This is a genomic window from Mycobacterium simiae (genome assembly GCF_010727605.1).
In the GTDB taxonomy this organism is placed as follows: domain Bacteria; phylum Actinomycetota; class Actinomycetes; order Mycobacteriales; family Mycobacteriaceae; genus Mycobacterium; species Mycobacterium simiae.
The window spans coordinates 4,752,409-4,766,147 of the sequence record NZ_AP022568.1; the positions used below are offsets into that span (position 1 = coordinate 4,752,409).

Sequence of the window (13,739 nt, forward strand, 5' to 3'; positions counted from 1 at the left end):
AGTTTGGGCCAGCTAGGAGCTTGCGTGTACACACTGCGCTTCGACATGCGCGATCCCGAATGGGCAGCGCCCCCAACCGATCTGTACGCCGCGGCACCCGAGATGTGCGCCTGGGCTGAAGAGCACGGCGGTCTGGCCGCCGTGCTGTGCGAGCACCACGGCTCCGAGGACGGCTACCTGCCGTCGCCGTTCCTGCTGGCGGCGGCAGTCGCAGCCCGGACACAGCGCCTGGCGTTGAGCCTGATTCTGATACTGCCGTTCTACGAGACCGTGCGGCTCGCCGAAGACATGGCGGTCCTCGACATCCTCAGCAATGGGCGGGCGTCCTACATCCTGGCGTTGGGCTACCGGCCCGAGGAGTTTGAACACTTCGGGGTGTCGATAAAGACCCGAGGTCGCCTCTGCGACGAGAAACTCGCGCTGTTACGGCGACTGCTCGCCGGTGAGACCGTGGTCGAAGACGGGCGCCAGATACGCGTGACGCCGCGCCCGCTGACCGCCGGCGGACCGGGACTGATGTGGGGCGGCGGGACGGTCGCTGCGGCTCGTCGGGCCGGCAGGTACGGGCTGGGCATGTTGGGCAACGCCAACGCTCCGGGCATGCAGGAGGCTTACGAAGAGGCCTGCCGCGAGCATGGGCACCAGCCCGGGCCGACCATGTTTCCCACCCGGGATACCCCTTCGGTCGTGTTCGTCGCCGACGACGTCGACCGGGCCTGGAAGGAGCTCGGCGATCATCTGCTGCACGACGTGCGTACCTATGCGGCATGGAATCCCGGGGATGAGACAACGGCCGGCTTCTCGCATGTGAACACCGTCGACGAGCTACGTGACACGGGCACGTCGCACGTCATTATCTCTGTGCCAGAAGCAGTTTCGAGGGTACGCGCGGGACAGATACTCAACCTCTCGCCACTATGCGGCGGGCTGCCGCCGGAGATCGCGTGGCCGTATCTGCGGCGCGTCGGCGAGGTGGTGCTACCCGAGGCGCGCGGGTGAAAGCAGTCGGTCCCTACTTGGGTTGGTTCGGCACGCCGGGGTAGAGCTGCTCCGTCGGGCCTGCGGTCACCCAGCCGCCCAGCTTCGTGACCAGGTGCGGCGCGAAGACCGAGCCATACACCAGGTGCCCGATGACGATGACGGCCGCGCCGGACAGCGCCGATGACTGCAGCCGGGTCTTCGATCTCTTGTCGGCCCACATGTCGATCACGTTGCGTCCCGCGGCGTCGGTGCGTCCGAGCAGATAGGTGAACACCATCATCTGGATGCCCATGGCGAGCGAGTCGTAGAGCGGGTACTGGTTCCTGGTGCCCTCAAAGATCGCGAGGCCGGGGATCACGTAGCCGTAGTAGAAGTTGCCGAGCTGGGCGCCGGTGAACGCGTTGAAGAACAGCGCCCAGCAGAAGCCGACCGCGAGGCCGACCACCAGGAGGGTAATTGGCCTGCGCCAGTTGAATTTTGCGCTAAGCCAGCGGCCCAGGGCGGCGCCTAGCAGGGCGGGGATCGTGAAGTAGGACACGTAGCCGAGCGGCACCGACGATGGCAACCCGCCCCAGGTGAGGTTCAGGGGCCACCACGACGGCATGCGCGGTAGTGCGGGCGGAAACTGTGCATACATCGCCCAGTCGTACGGGGACTCGATCCACGAGAACGAAATAGCTGAGATGGCAAGCAGTAACAGCGGGTGGATGCGCCGGCGACGGTAGCTCAGATAGGTCCCGATCGCCAGGAACAGGATGCTGCTGGCGTAGGCGAAGTACATCGCCCCGGCCAGCGCGGGCGTCATCTGGGTGTTCACCGGCGGCCCTGTTCGCCCGGCGCGCGTCGTGCCTCGGGATCGAAGCGGAGTACCAGCGCGAATATCAAGGCGATCAGGCCTAACAGCGAACCCAGCATGATGACAGCGCCCATGGTGTCACCCTTTCGACGAATCTTTTCGTAAGGTAGTGGATACTATCCTTTGGAGATAGTGGATACTATCCCCAAGGCGGGACGGTTCGACAGGAGTGGACAATGGTGGCCCAGCGTGCGACGAAGCGGCCGATTCCCGCGACGGCGGCGCGTCGGCCGCGCGGGGAGCCGCGCCGGCTGTTGCTCGACGCGGCCCGTGCGCTTTTTGCCGGCCAGGACTATCGCAGCACCACGACGCGGGAAATCGCGCAGGCCGCCGGCGTCACTGAACACCTGCTGTTCCGACACTTCGGGTCCAAGGCCGCGCTATTCCGCGAGGCACTCGTGGTGCCCTTCGTCAGCTTCGTCGACGACTTCGGCCGGACGTGGCAGTCGGTGGTGCCTGAGGAGACCGACGAGCGGGAGTTGACCCGGCTTTTCGTATCGCGGCTCTACGACGTGTTCGTCGAACATCAGGGGCTGCTGTTGACGCTGATGGCCGCTGACAATCTGTCCGACGAGGAGAAGACCGATGCCGGCATCGCGGAGGTGCGCCGGGCGGTGACGGTGCTCGGCCAGATCAGCGTAGAGGGCATGCAATTGCGGGGCCTGCGGTCCGACCACCCGGACCTTCCCGCCCACTCGACGGTGTCGATGATCGCGGGAATGGCCGCCTTCCGCTCGACCTACTTCGGAAACAACCCGCCGCCTCGGGACGTGATCGTTGAGGAACTCGTTCAAGCGCTTCTGCACGGCTTCTTGCACCGCAACGACTGAGTTAGGGATCTGACCGTGACTAGCCCCAAGACCAGCCCCAGCGTTGAATTGTATTACGACCCATTCGATGTCGAGATCGATTCGAACCCGTATCCGGTGTGGAAGCGGATGCGCGACGAAGCACCGCTGTACCACAACGAGAAGTACAACTTCTACGCGCTGAGCCGTTACCGGGACGTGGTGCGCGAGCTGCCAAACTGGGAAACCTACCGCTCCGGTCGCGGTACCACCGCCGACATCTTGTTCGCGAATATCGAAGTACCGCCGGGCATTCTGCTCTTCGAGGATCCTCCGCTGCACGACCTGCACCGCAAGCTGCTGTCCCGCGTCTTCACCCCGCGGCGCATGCTCGCCGTGGAGTCGTTGGTGCGCGGTTTCTGTGTACGCGAGCTCGACCCGCTGGTGGGCGAGCCTGGGTTCGATTTCATCGCGGACCTCGGCGCGATGATGCCGATGCGAACCATCGGCTATCTGCTGGGCATCCCCGAAGCGGACCAGGAAAAGATCCGCGACCGCAGCGTGGCCAACATCGAATTGTCCGAGGGCGCCAACCCGGCCGAGGTGGACGCAAACGTGTTCGCCAATACCATCGCGCTGTTTGCCGAGTACATCGAATGGCGAGCCAGCCATCCCTCCGACGACTTGATGACCGAGCTGTTGCGGGCGGAAATCGACGAACCCGATGGCACGCGTCGGCCCCTGTCGCGGACCGAGGTGCTGTCCTACACCGCGATGATCGCCGGTGCCGGCAACGAAACCACCGCTCGGTTGATCGGTTTTATGGGGCAGCTGCTGTCGGATCATCCCGATCAGCGCCGCGAGCTGGTCGCGGACCCGTCGCTGATCTCGGGCGCGATCGAAGAGACGCTGCGCTACGAACCGCCCTCGCCTGTGCAGGCGCGTTACGTCGCACGCGATGCCGAGCACTACGGCCAGGTGGTCCCGGAGGGCTCATTCATGCTGTTGCTCAACGCCTCGGCGAACCGCGACGAAACTCAGCTCCCCGACCCCGACCGCTACGACATCCACCGTCGCGGTAGCCATCTCAGTTTCGGGCAGGGCCTGCACTTCTGCCTGGGGTCAGCGCTGGCCCGAATGGAGGCGCGGGTGGCCTTCGAGGAGGTACTCAAACGCTGGCCGGACTGGGAAGTGGACTATGCCAATGCCCGACGCGCGCATACCGCGAGCGTGCGCGGGTGGGCCCGGCTGCCGGTGGTAGTGGGGTAGACCCGGCCTCACACTCGGGCCGGTCGCAACATGCCCGAGGCGACGACGGCGAACGCCATCCACCCTGCCGCGTAGCAGAACGCAATCGCGGGCGAGGCCACGGTGTAGAGCACACCGGCGACGACGGTCGCCAGCACATCACCGGCCGCCTGCACCGCGCCCAGCACACCGAACCCGCTGCCTCGCAACCGATCCGGAAGCAGCTGCGACACCACGGCGGACTGCGTCGGTTCGGCAAGTCCGATGCCCGCGCCGGCGAGGGCGAAGCCCAACGCGATGACGGGGGGACTGTGGACCCCGGCGGCGAACACCAGATAACCGAGCACATAGACGACCGCGCCGGTTGCGAAGACGGCACGCGGCCCCGCGCGGTCATACCAGCGTCCCGCGGCCACCGAGGCCCCCGTCGCCACCACGTTGTGGCCGGCATAGATCAGGATCGCCAGCGAAGTCGCCGCCGTCGCGGTGCGTTGCGGGGAGGTCAGCAGTTGGGTCGAGCGCAGAATCAGCAATGTCGTTGCCACGTTGCCGAATTCGAACAGCGCCACGGGCAGCAGTGCCCTGAGCATCCCAGCGTCACGCAGCGCGCCGAAGTCGAATCGCCGCCGCCGCGCGGCATCCACGGGTGGGCGGTGCTGCCGCGCCTGGCGGGCGGCCACCAGGATAGCCACCGCCGCGAAAATCCCCGGTAACGCGGCCAGACACAGGGCGGGGCGGATTCCGACCGACGCCACCAGTCCGGCCGCCAGCAGGGGGCCAACCACCGCGCCGAGGTTGTCGCCGGCGCGTTCCAGACCGAATGTCCTGCCTCGCGCCCATTCTGGGCTCAAGGAGGCCAGCAACGAGTCGCGCGCCGGTGATCGCAGGCCGCGGGACATCCACGCGATGGCGCGCAGGAACCCGGCTTGCCACACGGTGGCCGCGACGCCGACGGCTCCGGTCGCCAGCGCCGTCGCCAGGTACCCGCCGGACGCGATCCGCCCGCGGCGCTCGGGATCGTTGGCCAGCGGTCCGCCCACCAGTTTCATCACGCCGATCAGGGCGTCGCTGACGCCGTCCACCACCCCGAGCGCGGCGGCCGAAGCCCCCAACGTGCCGGTGAGGAAGGTGGGTAACACCGACGTGGTGACCTCGTGGCTGGCATCGGAGAAGAAGCTCGTCGCCGCGACCGCACCGACACCCGGTGTCAGCCAGCTGGTGTGGTCATCGGCATCGGTGGTCATGAAAGACGTTCTACGGCAATGACTAAATGCTCTGATCGACGAGGACCGCCCCGTCGGGCTGATTGCCGAGCGTTTGCAGCGCGATGTCGCCTTCTTCGACAGCGAGACGCACGATCTGGGCCAGTTGCCGGGGAGCGTCGCATTGAATGTAGTGATCCGCGCCCGGAAGCACCCAATACCGGTTGCGGCCGGGCTTGTCCTTGAGGTAGGTCTGCCAAACGTAGTTGGGCACGCGCAACGGAGCGACGTTGTCGTGCAATCCCCACGCCACCGTCGTGTTGACATGGCTGCCGGAAAGCGCCTGTAACCACTTGGTTTCATCGGCGGCGCGTTCATGCAGATACACGATGGTGTCCGGCAGCACCCGGATTCCGTCGTTGTGGGCGAAGCACTTCGCCAGCGCGACGATCTCCGGATCGGTCGGTTTCCTCCTCGGCATGAAGGTGCTGGCGCCCATCCCGGCGGCCAGGGTCTCCGGTGTGGTCGCCGCGGCCGTGGCTCGCCGCGTTTCGGGGTCCAGTAGCGCGGTTTGAAACAGGGTGAGATTGGCCAGCGGCAGGTAGATGTTGGCGTTGGTCAGGATGAGATCCACCGGCAGCGACGGCGGGTCCAGCTCCGCGAGCATGCCGAGTGCGATCATGCCGACGCTGCTGCCGCGGTCGTGGGTGAGCATGCGGAACCCGGTCAGCTTCCATACCTCGGTGATGGCGTACACCAGCAGCCGCGCATCGTCATACAGCGAGTAGACGTATGGCTCCGGCGGCTTGTCGGACAACCCGTAACCCGGAAAGTCCAAAAGGTACATGTCGAAATCGTCCGCGAGTTCATGGGTTAAGTCGAAGAAGTCGATGCTCGAGGTCGGAAAGCCGTGAACGAGCACGAGCGGCGGAGCCCCGGCCGTGCCACAGCGGCGGCTGAACACCCTAACTTCTTGCCCATCGTTGGCGGCGGTCGTCGATCGCCAGCGCAGTTCGGTGCTGAGGTTTTGCCATTCCGCGAAGATGTCCAAGCTGCCAGCATCGCAGAGGCGATCGCGGTTAGACAACCGGGCGCGCGCTCACGGACACGTGACGTGTATCCCGAACGTGATCTGGCGCATACCGCTTTGGCCGGGTGCCGTCCCTTGGCCGGAGCCGGTGATCGTATAGCTCTTGCCGTCCTTCGTGACCAGCACCTGATTCGCCGACTGGGTCGGCTGATAGGGCAACTGGTATTGACCATTTCCAACCTTGAGCGAAACCGCGAAGCCGTCCACGCTGGGGGGCTTTTCGTCGGAGAGCGCCAACGATACCGACCCCGAATCGTCGTGCACGTTGATGCGCGTCGTCAGGTCTCCCGACTCGGGGGGCGTGGCATGCGGCGCGGCCGCCGTCGTGGTGCACTCGACCTTCGCGGTGATCGTGTGTGAATGCTGGTCCATCATGACGGTGGTGCTCGAGGTGGCCGGGGTCGTGGTGGTCGCCGCGCCAGGACCGCCACCGCTACTCGAGCACCCCGACAGCCCGATCATCAGCACAACCGTCCCGAGCCCGGCGATGCGGGGGTCGCGTCGCGGCCGGACATCCGGTTTCGTCATCGCACTCTCCTACCTGGGTCCAACCTGGGTCCTACCTGGTTCCTACCTGGGGTCCCACTGATTCCCGCCTCGTCACCAGGAATCTTTCCGGAACGGCCGCCGCGCCCCTGCACCGGCCCGCGCCCACCGTAGCGGTCAAGACACTGCTCAGTGTGTGCCGGCGGAAGGCCAGGCGTCCCAACTGATCATGGTGCGCAGCGGACCGGCGAACACGGGGCGCACCACCGGCGATTGCCAGCGCTGTCTCACCAGCGGCGCCAGCGCGGCGGTCGTGGCGAGGGGGTCGGCGTCGAGGTAGACGACGGTGACATATTGGTGGTCCGTGCGCCAGCCGCGGGGTAGTCGACTCCACCCGGTGCTGGACCCGAAAATCCACGCACCCGCCGTACCGGGGGTGGCGAGCAGAGCGGGAAGGTGCTCGGCGTGCAGCCATTGCAGCCAGTCGTCCGGCCGGCCGTCGGCGGGTTCCTCGACGATCAGCAGGATTCCGCGGTGCGGCCGAAACGGCACCACTTCCGCGGAGACGAACGCGCGCGGCGCGGCGTGCCACTGCAGTAGCCGGAGCCCAGCGATTTGCAGCAGCGGCCGGGTGACGGGGAAGCGGCCGTTTTCGCGCAGCGCGCGACCGAGCGCCACGAAGTCGTCGAAGGTTTCCTCGACGGGATCGCCGACCAGATAGTGCACCAGGTTGCCGACGTCTCCCAGCGGCCCGTCGGCCGCCACACGATGGTCGCGGTACTCGCCATCGGCGATCCAGCGCAAGCCGTGCACGATGCCGGGCAGTTGGTATTGCTCCGGCATGTGATCCAGCAGATGCCAACGCAGATAGTCACTTTCGGCGTCGGCCCGTGCGGTGAGGCTGAAAATGCCCGCCTTTACCCGGTTCATGCCGTTGCCTAACCGGCCCGGACGTGCAGCTCGGCCAGCGCATGCAAATTCTCCAGATAATGCTGCACGGAATGGTGACGGAACCAGGCAGTGACGATGGTGGCGCCGTGCGCGGCGGTGTCGGCGAGGATCTCGCCGGTGCGGTCGGGAGCATCGATCGGATCCAGCGGTGCCGGCGGCGGCAACACCACCTCGAATCCCGACGGAAGGTCGAAGCGGCTCAACCATTCTCGCGTTTGCGGCAAGGTCACGTTGAACGGAGCCCACCCGTCGGCCAGCGTGACGGCGCGGCGCAGCGATCGCAGCGTGCGTCCGCCGACCCAGATGGGGACGTGGTCCTGCATCGCGCACGGGTCGACGACCATGCCGTCGAAGGAATAGAACTCCCCGTGGTAGGCCGGTTCGGGAACCGACAGGGACGCCCGTAGTGCGCGCAGCGCATCATCGCCGCGCGGCCCACGGTCGTCGAACGGAACCCCGAGGAGGTCGAATTCCTCTTTGAGGCTGCCGACCCCGACGCCGAGAATGAGCCGACCATTGCTGACCATGTCCAACGTGCCGTAGCGCTTGGCGATTTCCAGCGGATGATGGTAGGCCAGCACCAACACGTTGGTGGCCAGTCGGATTCGTTGGGTGTGGGCGGCCAGATAGCCGAGCGTCGCCAGCGGATCCCAGTAGCGCACCCCCCTGCGCTGCTGTTCGACCGCCGGCAGCGCGACGTGCTCGCTGCAGGTCAGGTGGTAATAGCCCAGCCGGTCCGCGACGGCGGCGATCTGTGCCAAATCTTCGATGGAGGCGTCCTGCTCCCACTCGGCACTGACCTGGGGCATCGTGATCACCACCGGGGTGGACACCGATAGCTTCACCGGGCTCATCCCTGCATCAACCCTTCGATGTCGACAGGGATCGATTGCCCTGTGCTGGTTCGGCTTTGGTCGCTGGCCACAATCAGCGGCAGATTCCACCGGTCCTGTGCGGGTGCGGCGGCGTTATTGCACACGATGTCAAGATGGCCGAACACCGAACCCGCGACAGGTCCCACGCCGGTGCTGGCGCCCGTGATAATCGCCACTTTGCCCGCCGACCGGCACGTCATTGGGCAGATACTACCCACCAGCGGTGATTCAGCCGTGCGATAGCGGGTAGGTGTTAACGGTGATCGAAAACCAGGCCGGTAGCCGCCGTGCCTACGGCGGCCCGGAACGCGGCGAGGTGGTGACCGCCCTGCGCGATTTGGCGAAACGGGTGGGGGTGCAGCGCGTGACGATGCGCGCGCTCTCCGCTCAACTCGGCGCCGCCGTGCCCTCGGTGTACCGGCACGTGCCCTGCAAGCAGGCCGCGCTGGAGCTGGTCGCCGAATCGGTGCTGGAAGAGATACCGACCTCCGAAGACGGGCCGTGGGACACCCGGCTCGTTGAGCTCTACAGCACCGCCCGGGAATCGATTCTGGGCGTCCCCGGCGTCGCGAACATCCTGCAATCCCGTCCGGAAAGCGAGCCCGCCCGTCGGCTCGATCGATATAGCCGCGACCTGATCGCACAAGCCGGGTTGACCAAATCCGGTGCAGCGGCTGCTCATATGGTCTTGTGTACCTACCTGCTGGGCTCGGTGGCGCTGGAGGAGAGCCGTCCGGCCGAGGAAGCGCCCCAGGCGAGAAGGCCAACCGCGGCAGAGTTCCGGGCCGGGCTGGGCCTGATCATCGCCGGAATCAAATCGTCGGCGCAGGGTAATAACTGAGGCTATCGGCTAGGCCTGTCCGTCTTGGGCGGCATCCAACGCCCGCCCGGCGGCATTTGATTCGCGACGTGCGACAGCGGTTTCCAACCAGCTGTGAATCCGTTCGGCGACCAGACGCCATCCGGGCTCGGCCATCATATTGTGGCCCATATTCGGAAAGATTTCTGCGGTGGTGCCGTAAGCCCGGGCGGTGGCGTGGACTTCGCGCTGCGTGAAACACCCGTCCTCTTCGGCACCCAATACCAACACCGGAACGTCGACGCGATCGGGCTTGGGCAGATTCAACAACAACATGTCGAAGAACCACTTTCCGACATATTCTGCGCGAAGTCGCGCGGTGTAACGCACCACATCGTCTTCGGGAGTGGATCGCGAATAGAAATGTTGGCGGGCAAGGTCAGGCGTGCCGCCGAGGCCCTGTAATGACTTGGTAGTCAAGAAAGTACGCAGGTTGTACCAGGGATGTTCCCGGAACCGGTGCACCATGAATTCGGCGACCCCGCGCGGCGGCACGGAGGCGAGCAACACCGCTGCCGCCGCGTCGTGCGATTCCAGATACTTCTGCACGATGAAGCCACCCAATGAATGACCGATCACGATCGGCGGCGCCGGTAGGCTTTTGGCGACCGAGTCGACATCGTCGACGTAATCCGCGATCGAACAGAAGTGGTTCCGCTTGGGCCCGGCGCTGTTTCCGTGGCCACGTAGGCTGACCGCCAACGCGCGATAGCCCTTTTCGGCGAAGAAGTCCAAAAAGTGCTCATCCCAATACCACGCACCATGCCAGGCCCCGTGCACAAAGAGCACCGCTGGTTTGGCGGAATCGTGCCCGGGGCATTTTTCGATCACTTCCAGCATGGACTGACTCCTTTGTCGCGCCCTGAGATTAACGTCTAAGCCCACCAAACGAGGACAAAAGGGCGATAATGGTGCAGCGCCGCCGACCCCGAGGAAGTGGTCATCGTGCCGGTGGATTCAACCGAACAGCGCACGCTGGTCTTGACGGCCTTTCCGGTCGAGGCGGACGCCGTGCTGTCGCACGCCGTGCTTGACCCCGATCCGGTGGTGGCCGCCGACCATCGCCGTTTCTATCTGGGCGCGATCGGTGGCAAGAAAGTCATTGTCACGATGACCGGCATAGGCTTGGTGAACGCCACCGACGCCGCCGAAACCGCATTCGCTTACTTCTCCAGTAGCGTTGGCGCAGTAGTATTTTCGGGTGTCGCGGGCGGAGCTGGGCGCACCGGTATCGCCGACGTGGCGGTGCCCGCCCGCTGGACCTTGGATGGCGGCGTGACGTTCCGTCCGGTCGACCCCTCGATGTTGGCCACCGCCGAGACCGTATCGGTGACGCTGAAGAACGCCCGGGCGATGCGCCACCAGCCACAGCTGGTGGTCGGTGGGGATGGCTGCAGTTACGACAACAACAACGGACAGGCATTCCCGTGTATCCCGCACGGTGGCGGCGTGTTCGGCTGCCAGCCCCGAACCGCGCCCGATCGCTCCTTCTTTTACACCGGCAATTTTTTGCCGGCGGTGTGGCCGTGGCTGCGGCACGGCCTGATCAGTAACGCCAAGATCATGTCGGCGGCGGATCCTGCCTTCGACGCGACGGACAGCGAGAGTGCGGCGGTGCAGGCGGTCGGCGAAGCCCACGGTGTGCCCTTCCTCGCCGTGCGCGGCATCTCCGACGGTCCGGGCGATCCGCTTCACCTGCCTGGTTTCCCGCTCCAGTTCTTCGTCTACCACCGGGTCGCCGCGGTCAACGCCGCCCGGGTCACCGCGGACTTCCTCAACCGCTGGCCGGGTGCATGAGGTTATTCCGGGCCACGGGCCACGGGACGGTTCGGATCCGACGACCATTCCGACCACGATCCGGGATATAGCGCCGCCTCTCGCCCCGTCGCCGCCAGCGCCGCAATCGCGATCGTGGCGGTAACACCCGATCCGCAGTAGGCAGCCAACGGGCCCGAGTCGTCGATGCCGCGGTCGGACAGCTGCTTGGCGAGCTCGTCGCCGGCGAGAAAGGTGCCGTCGGCGGTCAAGACGGAGCCGCTGGGTAGGTTGCGCGCGCCCGGGATGTGACCCGCGACCGCGTCGACGGGTTCGGTGTCGCCGCGGTAGCGCTCCGGCGCCCGCGCGTCGAGCAATGTCATCGACCCGGCGCCGACTTGGTCGGCGGTCAGGGTGGGGCGCGCGCCGTTGTACAAATCCTCTTGCAGCACAGTCACATTCCCCGGCTCCGGGGTGACTTGCCCCGTCTCGAGAGGCAACCCTGCCGACCGCCAGGCGCCTAGGCCACCGTCGAGGATCCGGACGTTGGGCAGCCCGGCCGCGGTCAACACCCACCACGCGCGGGCCGAGCCGGCGCGATTCCAGTCGTCATAGACCACGATCGCCGAATCTTGCCGAACGCCCCAACGGCGAGCGGCGGCCTCGAGGCCAGGGGCCGACGGCAGCGGGTGCCGGCCGCGTCCGACGACAGCGTGATCGCTGAGCTCGTCGTCGAGGGACACATACACCGCGCCGGGCAGGTGACCGTCCAGATACGCCGCGCGGCCGTCGGGCTCGTCGAGCCGCCACCGGACGTCCAAAATGCTGAGCGGGGTGTCGGCGCCGATGAGGTCGGCCAACTCGCCGGCAGTAATCAGAATCTGGTCGCGGGGTTTCACTGGTATGCCTCCTGGTGGTCTGTCGCGAGCCTAGTCGCCGACGCGAAAGCGCCAACGTCAGCAAACGGTCGGCGTAGTCTGCTAGGCGATAGCCGAGCACACCGGGAGTCTGGATGGGCGCAAGGTTTTCCCGCTGCTCAATCGCCGGCGTGCTGGTAGCGGTCGCGACGGCGACACCGGCGGCGGCGACGCCAAATACCCAGTGCACGTTGACGACACCCGTGCATGAAGTGCAGAGCCTGACGCAACTGCCACCGGAACTCGTCGCGTTGTTGCCGCCGCTCGCGGACGTCGGTGCACCGTTCAACAAGACGGATTCGGTCACCAATCCGACGTTGCCGTTCCGGCGCCTGATCCGGGCCGGCAACCGCGACACCGACTGGTTTATCTGGTACGAACACGGCGGTGTCGGCTATTTCTGGCAGGCGGTGATGGCCCGGGTCGTCCCGGGTGGTGAGGCGACGGTGCTGGCCAATACGGGCACCATCGCCGACACCCTCTGCCAGATCACCGACGCCACGTTCGCCGGCCACGTGCCCCCGTACCCGCCGGGGGCCTGGGCCGCATCCGGCTTCTAGCGCTAGGCGGTGTCCTCGTCGCGGCATCCGTCGGAGCTGGGTCCCAGTGTGGCCAACATGCCCGCCGCCGCGCGCTGCCAGGTGAAGTTCTCCGCGCGACGCCGCGCGCAAGTCCGGCGGTGAAATTCGGGAAGGCTGATCACCGTGCCGACCGCCTCGGCGATGGCTTCCGGATTGTTGTCGGCCGACGCGCCGCTGCCCGGGGTGATGATCTCGGTCAGCGCCGAGGTGCGCGACACCACGGCCGGCGTCCCACAGGCCAGCGATTCCAGCGCGGCCAGCCCGAAGGTTTCGTGCGGCCCGGGTGCCAGGGTGACATCCGCGGCCGCCAGCAGCTCGGCGACGGTGTGCCGGTTGGAGATGAAGCCGGTGAAGTCGATCGGCAGTCCGGCGGCTTGTCGTTGTAGCTTCGACCGCAGCGGGCCCTCGCCGACGACGACGAGTCGGGCGTCGACGCCGGAATCGCACAACGCCGCCAAGGCATCGATGCTGCGGTCGGCGCGCTTCTCAACCGACAGGCGGCCGCAGTGGACCAGCAACAGCTGTTGTGGGGTGGCCCATCGGCCGCGGACCAGCGGCGAGTGCCGGCTCGGGTGAAACATGTTGAGATCCACACCGAGGGGCACCGTGACGACGTTCGTCGCGCCGATGCGGTCGAATTCCTCCCTCGCGAAACCGGTGGTGCACACCACGGTGTCGTAGTCAGCGGCGGTGCGGCCGTTGGCGAAGTCGGCGAGGCTACGCGCCGGCCGGCGTGGAAGCACTTGACCGGCAAGACGATCCAGCCGTTCGTGGGAAATCATCACCGTGGTGGCGCCACGTTGGCGACCCCACCGCCCCAGTGATCGCAACGTGAGCCGATCCGACACCTCCAGCGAGTCGGGTTGCAGGGCCTCCAGCAGCGTCTTGACGGGCCCTGGCATCACCGCCCGGTACCCGCCGGTGAACGGAATCCGCCAGGCGGGCAGGGTAATTCGAATTACTCCGGTGGGCAGCAAGATGCGTTCCGCGCGGGAACCGGGAACGACCAGAAACACGTCGTGACCGCGGGCGCAGTACTCGGCGCCCAGCCGATCAATCGCGGTGCGAAGGCCGCCGGACCGCGGGCCATAGAAGTTGGCGACCTGGACAACACGCATACGCTGAGGACACGCGGCGCTTGTGTGCAGTC

At 66.3% G+C, this 13,739-nt stretch carries 16 protein-coding genes; 6 read left to right on the forward strand and 10 right to left on the reverse strand.

All coding sequences use genetic code 11. The features are described 5' to 3' along the window. The first annotated feature begins 24 nt into the window (after nt 1-24). A complete protein-coding gene (locus G6N33_RS22130) occupies nt 25-999 on the forward strand; it encodes an LLM class flavin-dependent oxidoreductase (RefSeq protein ID WP_044506748.1) in 975 nt (324 codons plus the stop codon). A gap of 13 nt (nt 1,000-1,012) precedes the next feature. Here the strand turns inward: G6N33_RS22130 and G6N33_RS22135 are convergent, their stop codons facing one another. Further along, complete coding sequence (locus G6N33_RS22135; protein WP_044506747.1) at nt 1,013-1,798, reverse strand: spirocyclase AveC family protein; 786 nt, start codon at nt 1,796-1,798, stop codon at nt 1,013-1,015. 218 nt (nt 1,799-2,016) lie between these two features. Between G6N33_RS22135 and G6N33_RS22140 the strand changes: the two genes are divergently transcribed. Together G6N33_RS22140 and G6N33_RS22145 are read left to right on the forward strand one after the other, a co-directional pair. After that, nucleotides 2,017-2,667 (forward strand): TetR/AcrR family transcriptional regulator, encoded by a 651-nt coding sequence (locus G6N33_RS22140; protein ID WP_044512019.1) that lies wholly within the window; start codon nt 2,017-2,019, stop codon nt 2,665-2,667. Between the two features lie 15 nt (nt 2,668-2,682). Beyond that, on the forward strand, nt 2,683-3,894 hold the full coding sequence (locus tag G6N33_RS22145; RefSeq protein ID WP_101528297.1) for a cytochrome P450: 1,212 nt from the start codon (nt 2,683-2,685) through the stop codon (nt 3,892-3,894). A gap of 8 nt (nt 3,895-3,902) precedes the next feature. Here G6N33_RS22145 and G6N33_RS22150 read toward each other — a convergent pair whose 3' ends face one another. The 6 genes from G6N33_RS22150 to G6N33_RS22175 all read right to left on the reverse strand — a co-directional run bounded on the left by G6N33_RS22150 (nt 3,903) and on the right by G6N33_RS22175 (nt 8,677). Next, nucleotides 3,903-5,117 (reverse strand): MFS transporter, encoded by a 1,215-nt coding sequence (locus G6N33_RS22150; RefSeq protein WP_101528296.1) that lies wholly within the window; start codon nt 5,115-5,117, stop codon nt 3,903-3,905. 22 nt (nt 5,118-5,139) lie between these two features. Further along, a complete protein-coding gene (locus tag G6N33_RS22155; protein ID WP_044506745.1) occupies nt 5,140-6,126 on the reverse strand; it encodes an alpha/beta fold hydrolase in 987 nt (328 codons plus the stop codon). Between the two features lie 48 nt (nt 6,127-6,174). Beyond that, a complete protein-coding gene (locus G6N33_RS22160) occupies nt 6,175-6,693 on the reverse strand; it encodes a lipoprotein LpqH (RefSeq protein WP_044506744.1) in 519 nt (172 codons plus the stop codon). A gap of 147 nt (nt 6,694-6,840) precedes the next feature. After that, nucleotides 6,841-7,581, reverse strand: coding sequence for a hypothetical protein (locus tag G6N33_RS22165; RefSeq protein ID WP_044506743.1), 741 nt, complete (start codon nt 7,579-7,581; stop codon nt 6,841-6,843). An 8-nt stretch (nt 7,582-7,589) separates the two neighbouring features. Further along, on the reverse strand, nt 7,590-8,456 hold the full coding sequence (locus G6N33_RS22170; RefSeq protein ID WP_044506741.1) for an LLM class F420-dependent oxidoreductase: 867 nt from the start codon (nt 8,454-8,456) through the stop codon (nt 7,590-7,592). Then, nucleotides 8,453-8,677 carry a hypothetical protein gene (locus G6N33_RS22175; RefSeq protein WP_044506739.1) on the reverse strand — a complete coding sequence of 75 codons (225 nt, stop codon included), beginning with the start codon at nt 8,675-8,677 and terminating at the stop codon, nt 8,453-8,455. The genes G6N33_RS22170 and G6N33_RS22175 overlap by 4 nt, the downstream gene beginning before the upstream one ends. A 59-nt stretch (nt 8,678-8,736) precedes the next feature. On the opposite strand from G6N33_RS22175, the gene G6N33_RS22180 reads away from it, so the two are divergent. Beyond that, nucleotides 8,737-9,318 carry a TetR/AcrR family transcriptional regulator gene (locus G6N33_RS22180; RefSeq protein WP_231382428.1) on the forward strand — a complete coding sequence of 194 codons (582 nt, stop codon included), beginning with the start codon at nt 8,737-8,739 and terminating at the stop codon, nt 9,316-9,318. Nucleotides 9,319-9,327: 9 nt separating this feature from the next. On the opposite strand, the gene G6N33_RS22185 is transcribed toward G6N33_RS22180, so the two are convergent. Then, a complete protein-coding gene (locus G6N33_RS22185) occupies nt 9,328-10,176 on the reverse strand; it encodes an alpha/beta hydrolase (protein ID WP_044506738.1) in 849 nt (282 codons plus the stop codon). A 105-nt stretch (nt 10,177-10,281) separates the two neighbouring features. On the opposite strand from G6N33_RS22185, the gene G6N33_RS22190 reads away from it, so the two are divergent. Then, the gene (locus tag G6N33_RS22190; protein WP_231382427.1) at nt 10,282-11,133 is read left to right on the forward strand and encodes a 5'-methylthioadenosine/S-adenosylhomocysteine nucleosidase family protein; all 852 of its coding nucleotides are present in this window, start codon (nt 10,282-10,284) and stop codon (nt 11,131-11,133) included. A gap of 2 nt (nt 11,134-11,135) precedes the next feature. On the opposite strand, the gene G6N33_RS22195 is transcribed toward G6N33_RS22190, so the two are convergent. Continuing rightward, the gene (locus G6N33_RS22195) at nt 11,136-11,990 is read right to left on the reverse strand and encodes a sulfurtransferase (RefSeq protein ID WP_044506736.1); all 855 of its coding nucleotides are present in this window, start codon (nt 11,988-11,990) and stop codon (nt 11,136-11,138) included. A gap of 113 nt (nt 11,991-12,103) precedes the next feature. On the opposite strand from G6N33_RS22195, the gene G6N33_RS22200 reads away from it, so the two are divergent. Beyond that, complete coding sequence (locus tag G6N33_RS22200) at nt 12,104-12,568, forward strand: hypothetical protein (protein WP_232069443.1); 465 nt, start codon at nt 12,104-12,106, stop codon at nt 12,566-12,568. 2 nt (nt 12,569-12,570) lie between these two features. On the opposite strand, the gene G6N33_RS22205 is transcribed toward G6N33_RS22200, so the two are convergent. Then, complete coding sequence (locus G6N33_RS22205; RefSeq protein ID WP_044506734.1) at nt 12,571-13,707, reverse strand: glycosyltransferase; 1,137 nt, start codon at nt 13,705-13,707, stop codon at nt 12,571-12,573. Nucleotides 13,708-13,739: the final 32 nt, after the last annotated feature.

Bases quoted from the DNA above. Each gene is read 5' to 3' on its own strand.
- G6N33_RS22150 (WP_101528296.1), bottom strand. From the start codon at position 5,117: ATGACCACCGATGCCGATGACCACACCAGCTGGCTGACACCGGGTGTC.
- G6N33_RS22160 (WP_044506744.1), bottom strand. From the start codon at position 6,693: ATGACGAAACCGGATGTCCGGCCGCGACGCGACCCCCGCATCGCCGGG.
- G6N33_RS22165 (WP_044506743.1), bottom strand. From the start codon at position 7,581: ATGAACCGGGTAAAGGCGGGCATTTTCAGCCTCACCGCACGGGCCGAC.
- G6N33_RS22170 (WP_044506741.1), bottom strand. From the start codon at position 8,456: ATGAGCCCGGTGAAGCTATCGGTGTCCACCCCGGTGGTGATCACGATG.
- G6N33_RS22175 (WP_044506739.1), bottom strand. From the start codon at position 8,677: ATGACGTGCCGGTCGGCGGGCAAAGTGGCGATTATCACGGGCGCCAGC.
- G6N33_RS22185 (WP_044506738.1), bottom strand. From the start codon at position 10,176: ATGCTGGAAGTGATCGAAAAATGCCCCGGGCACGATTCCGCCAAACCA.
- G6N33_RS22200 (WP_232069443.1), top strand. From the start codon at position 12,104: ATGGGCGCAAGGTTTTCCCGCTGCTCAATCGCCGGCGTGCTGGTAGCG.
- G6N33_RS22205 (WP_044506734.1), bottom strand. From the start codon at position 13,707: ATGCGTGTTGTCCAGGTCGCCAACTTCTATGGCCCGCGGTCCGGCGGC.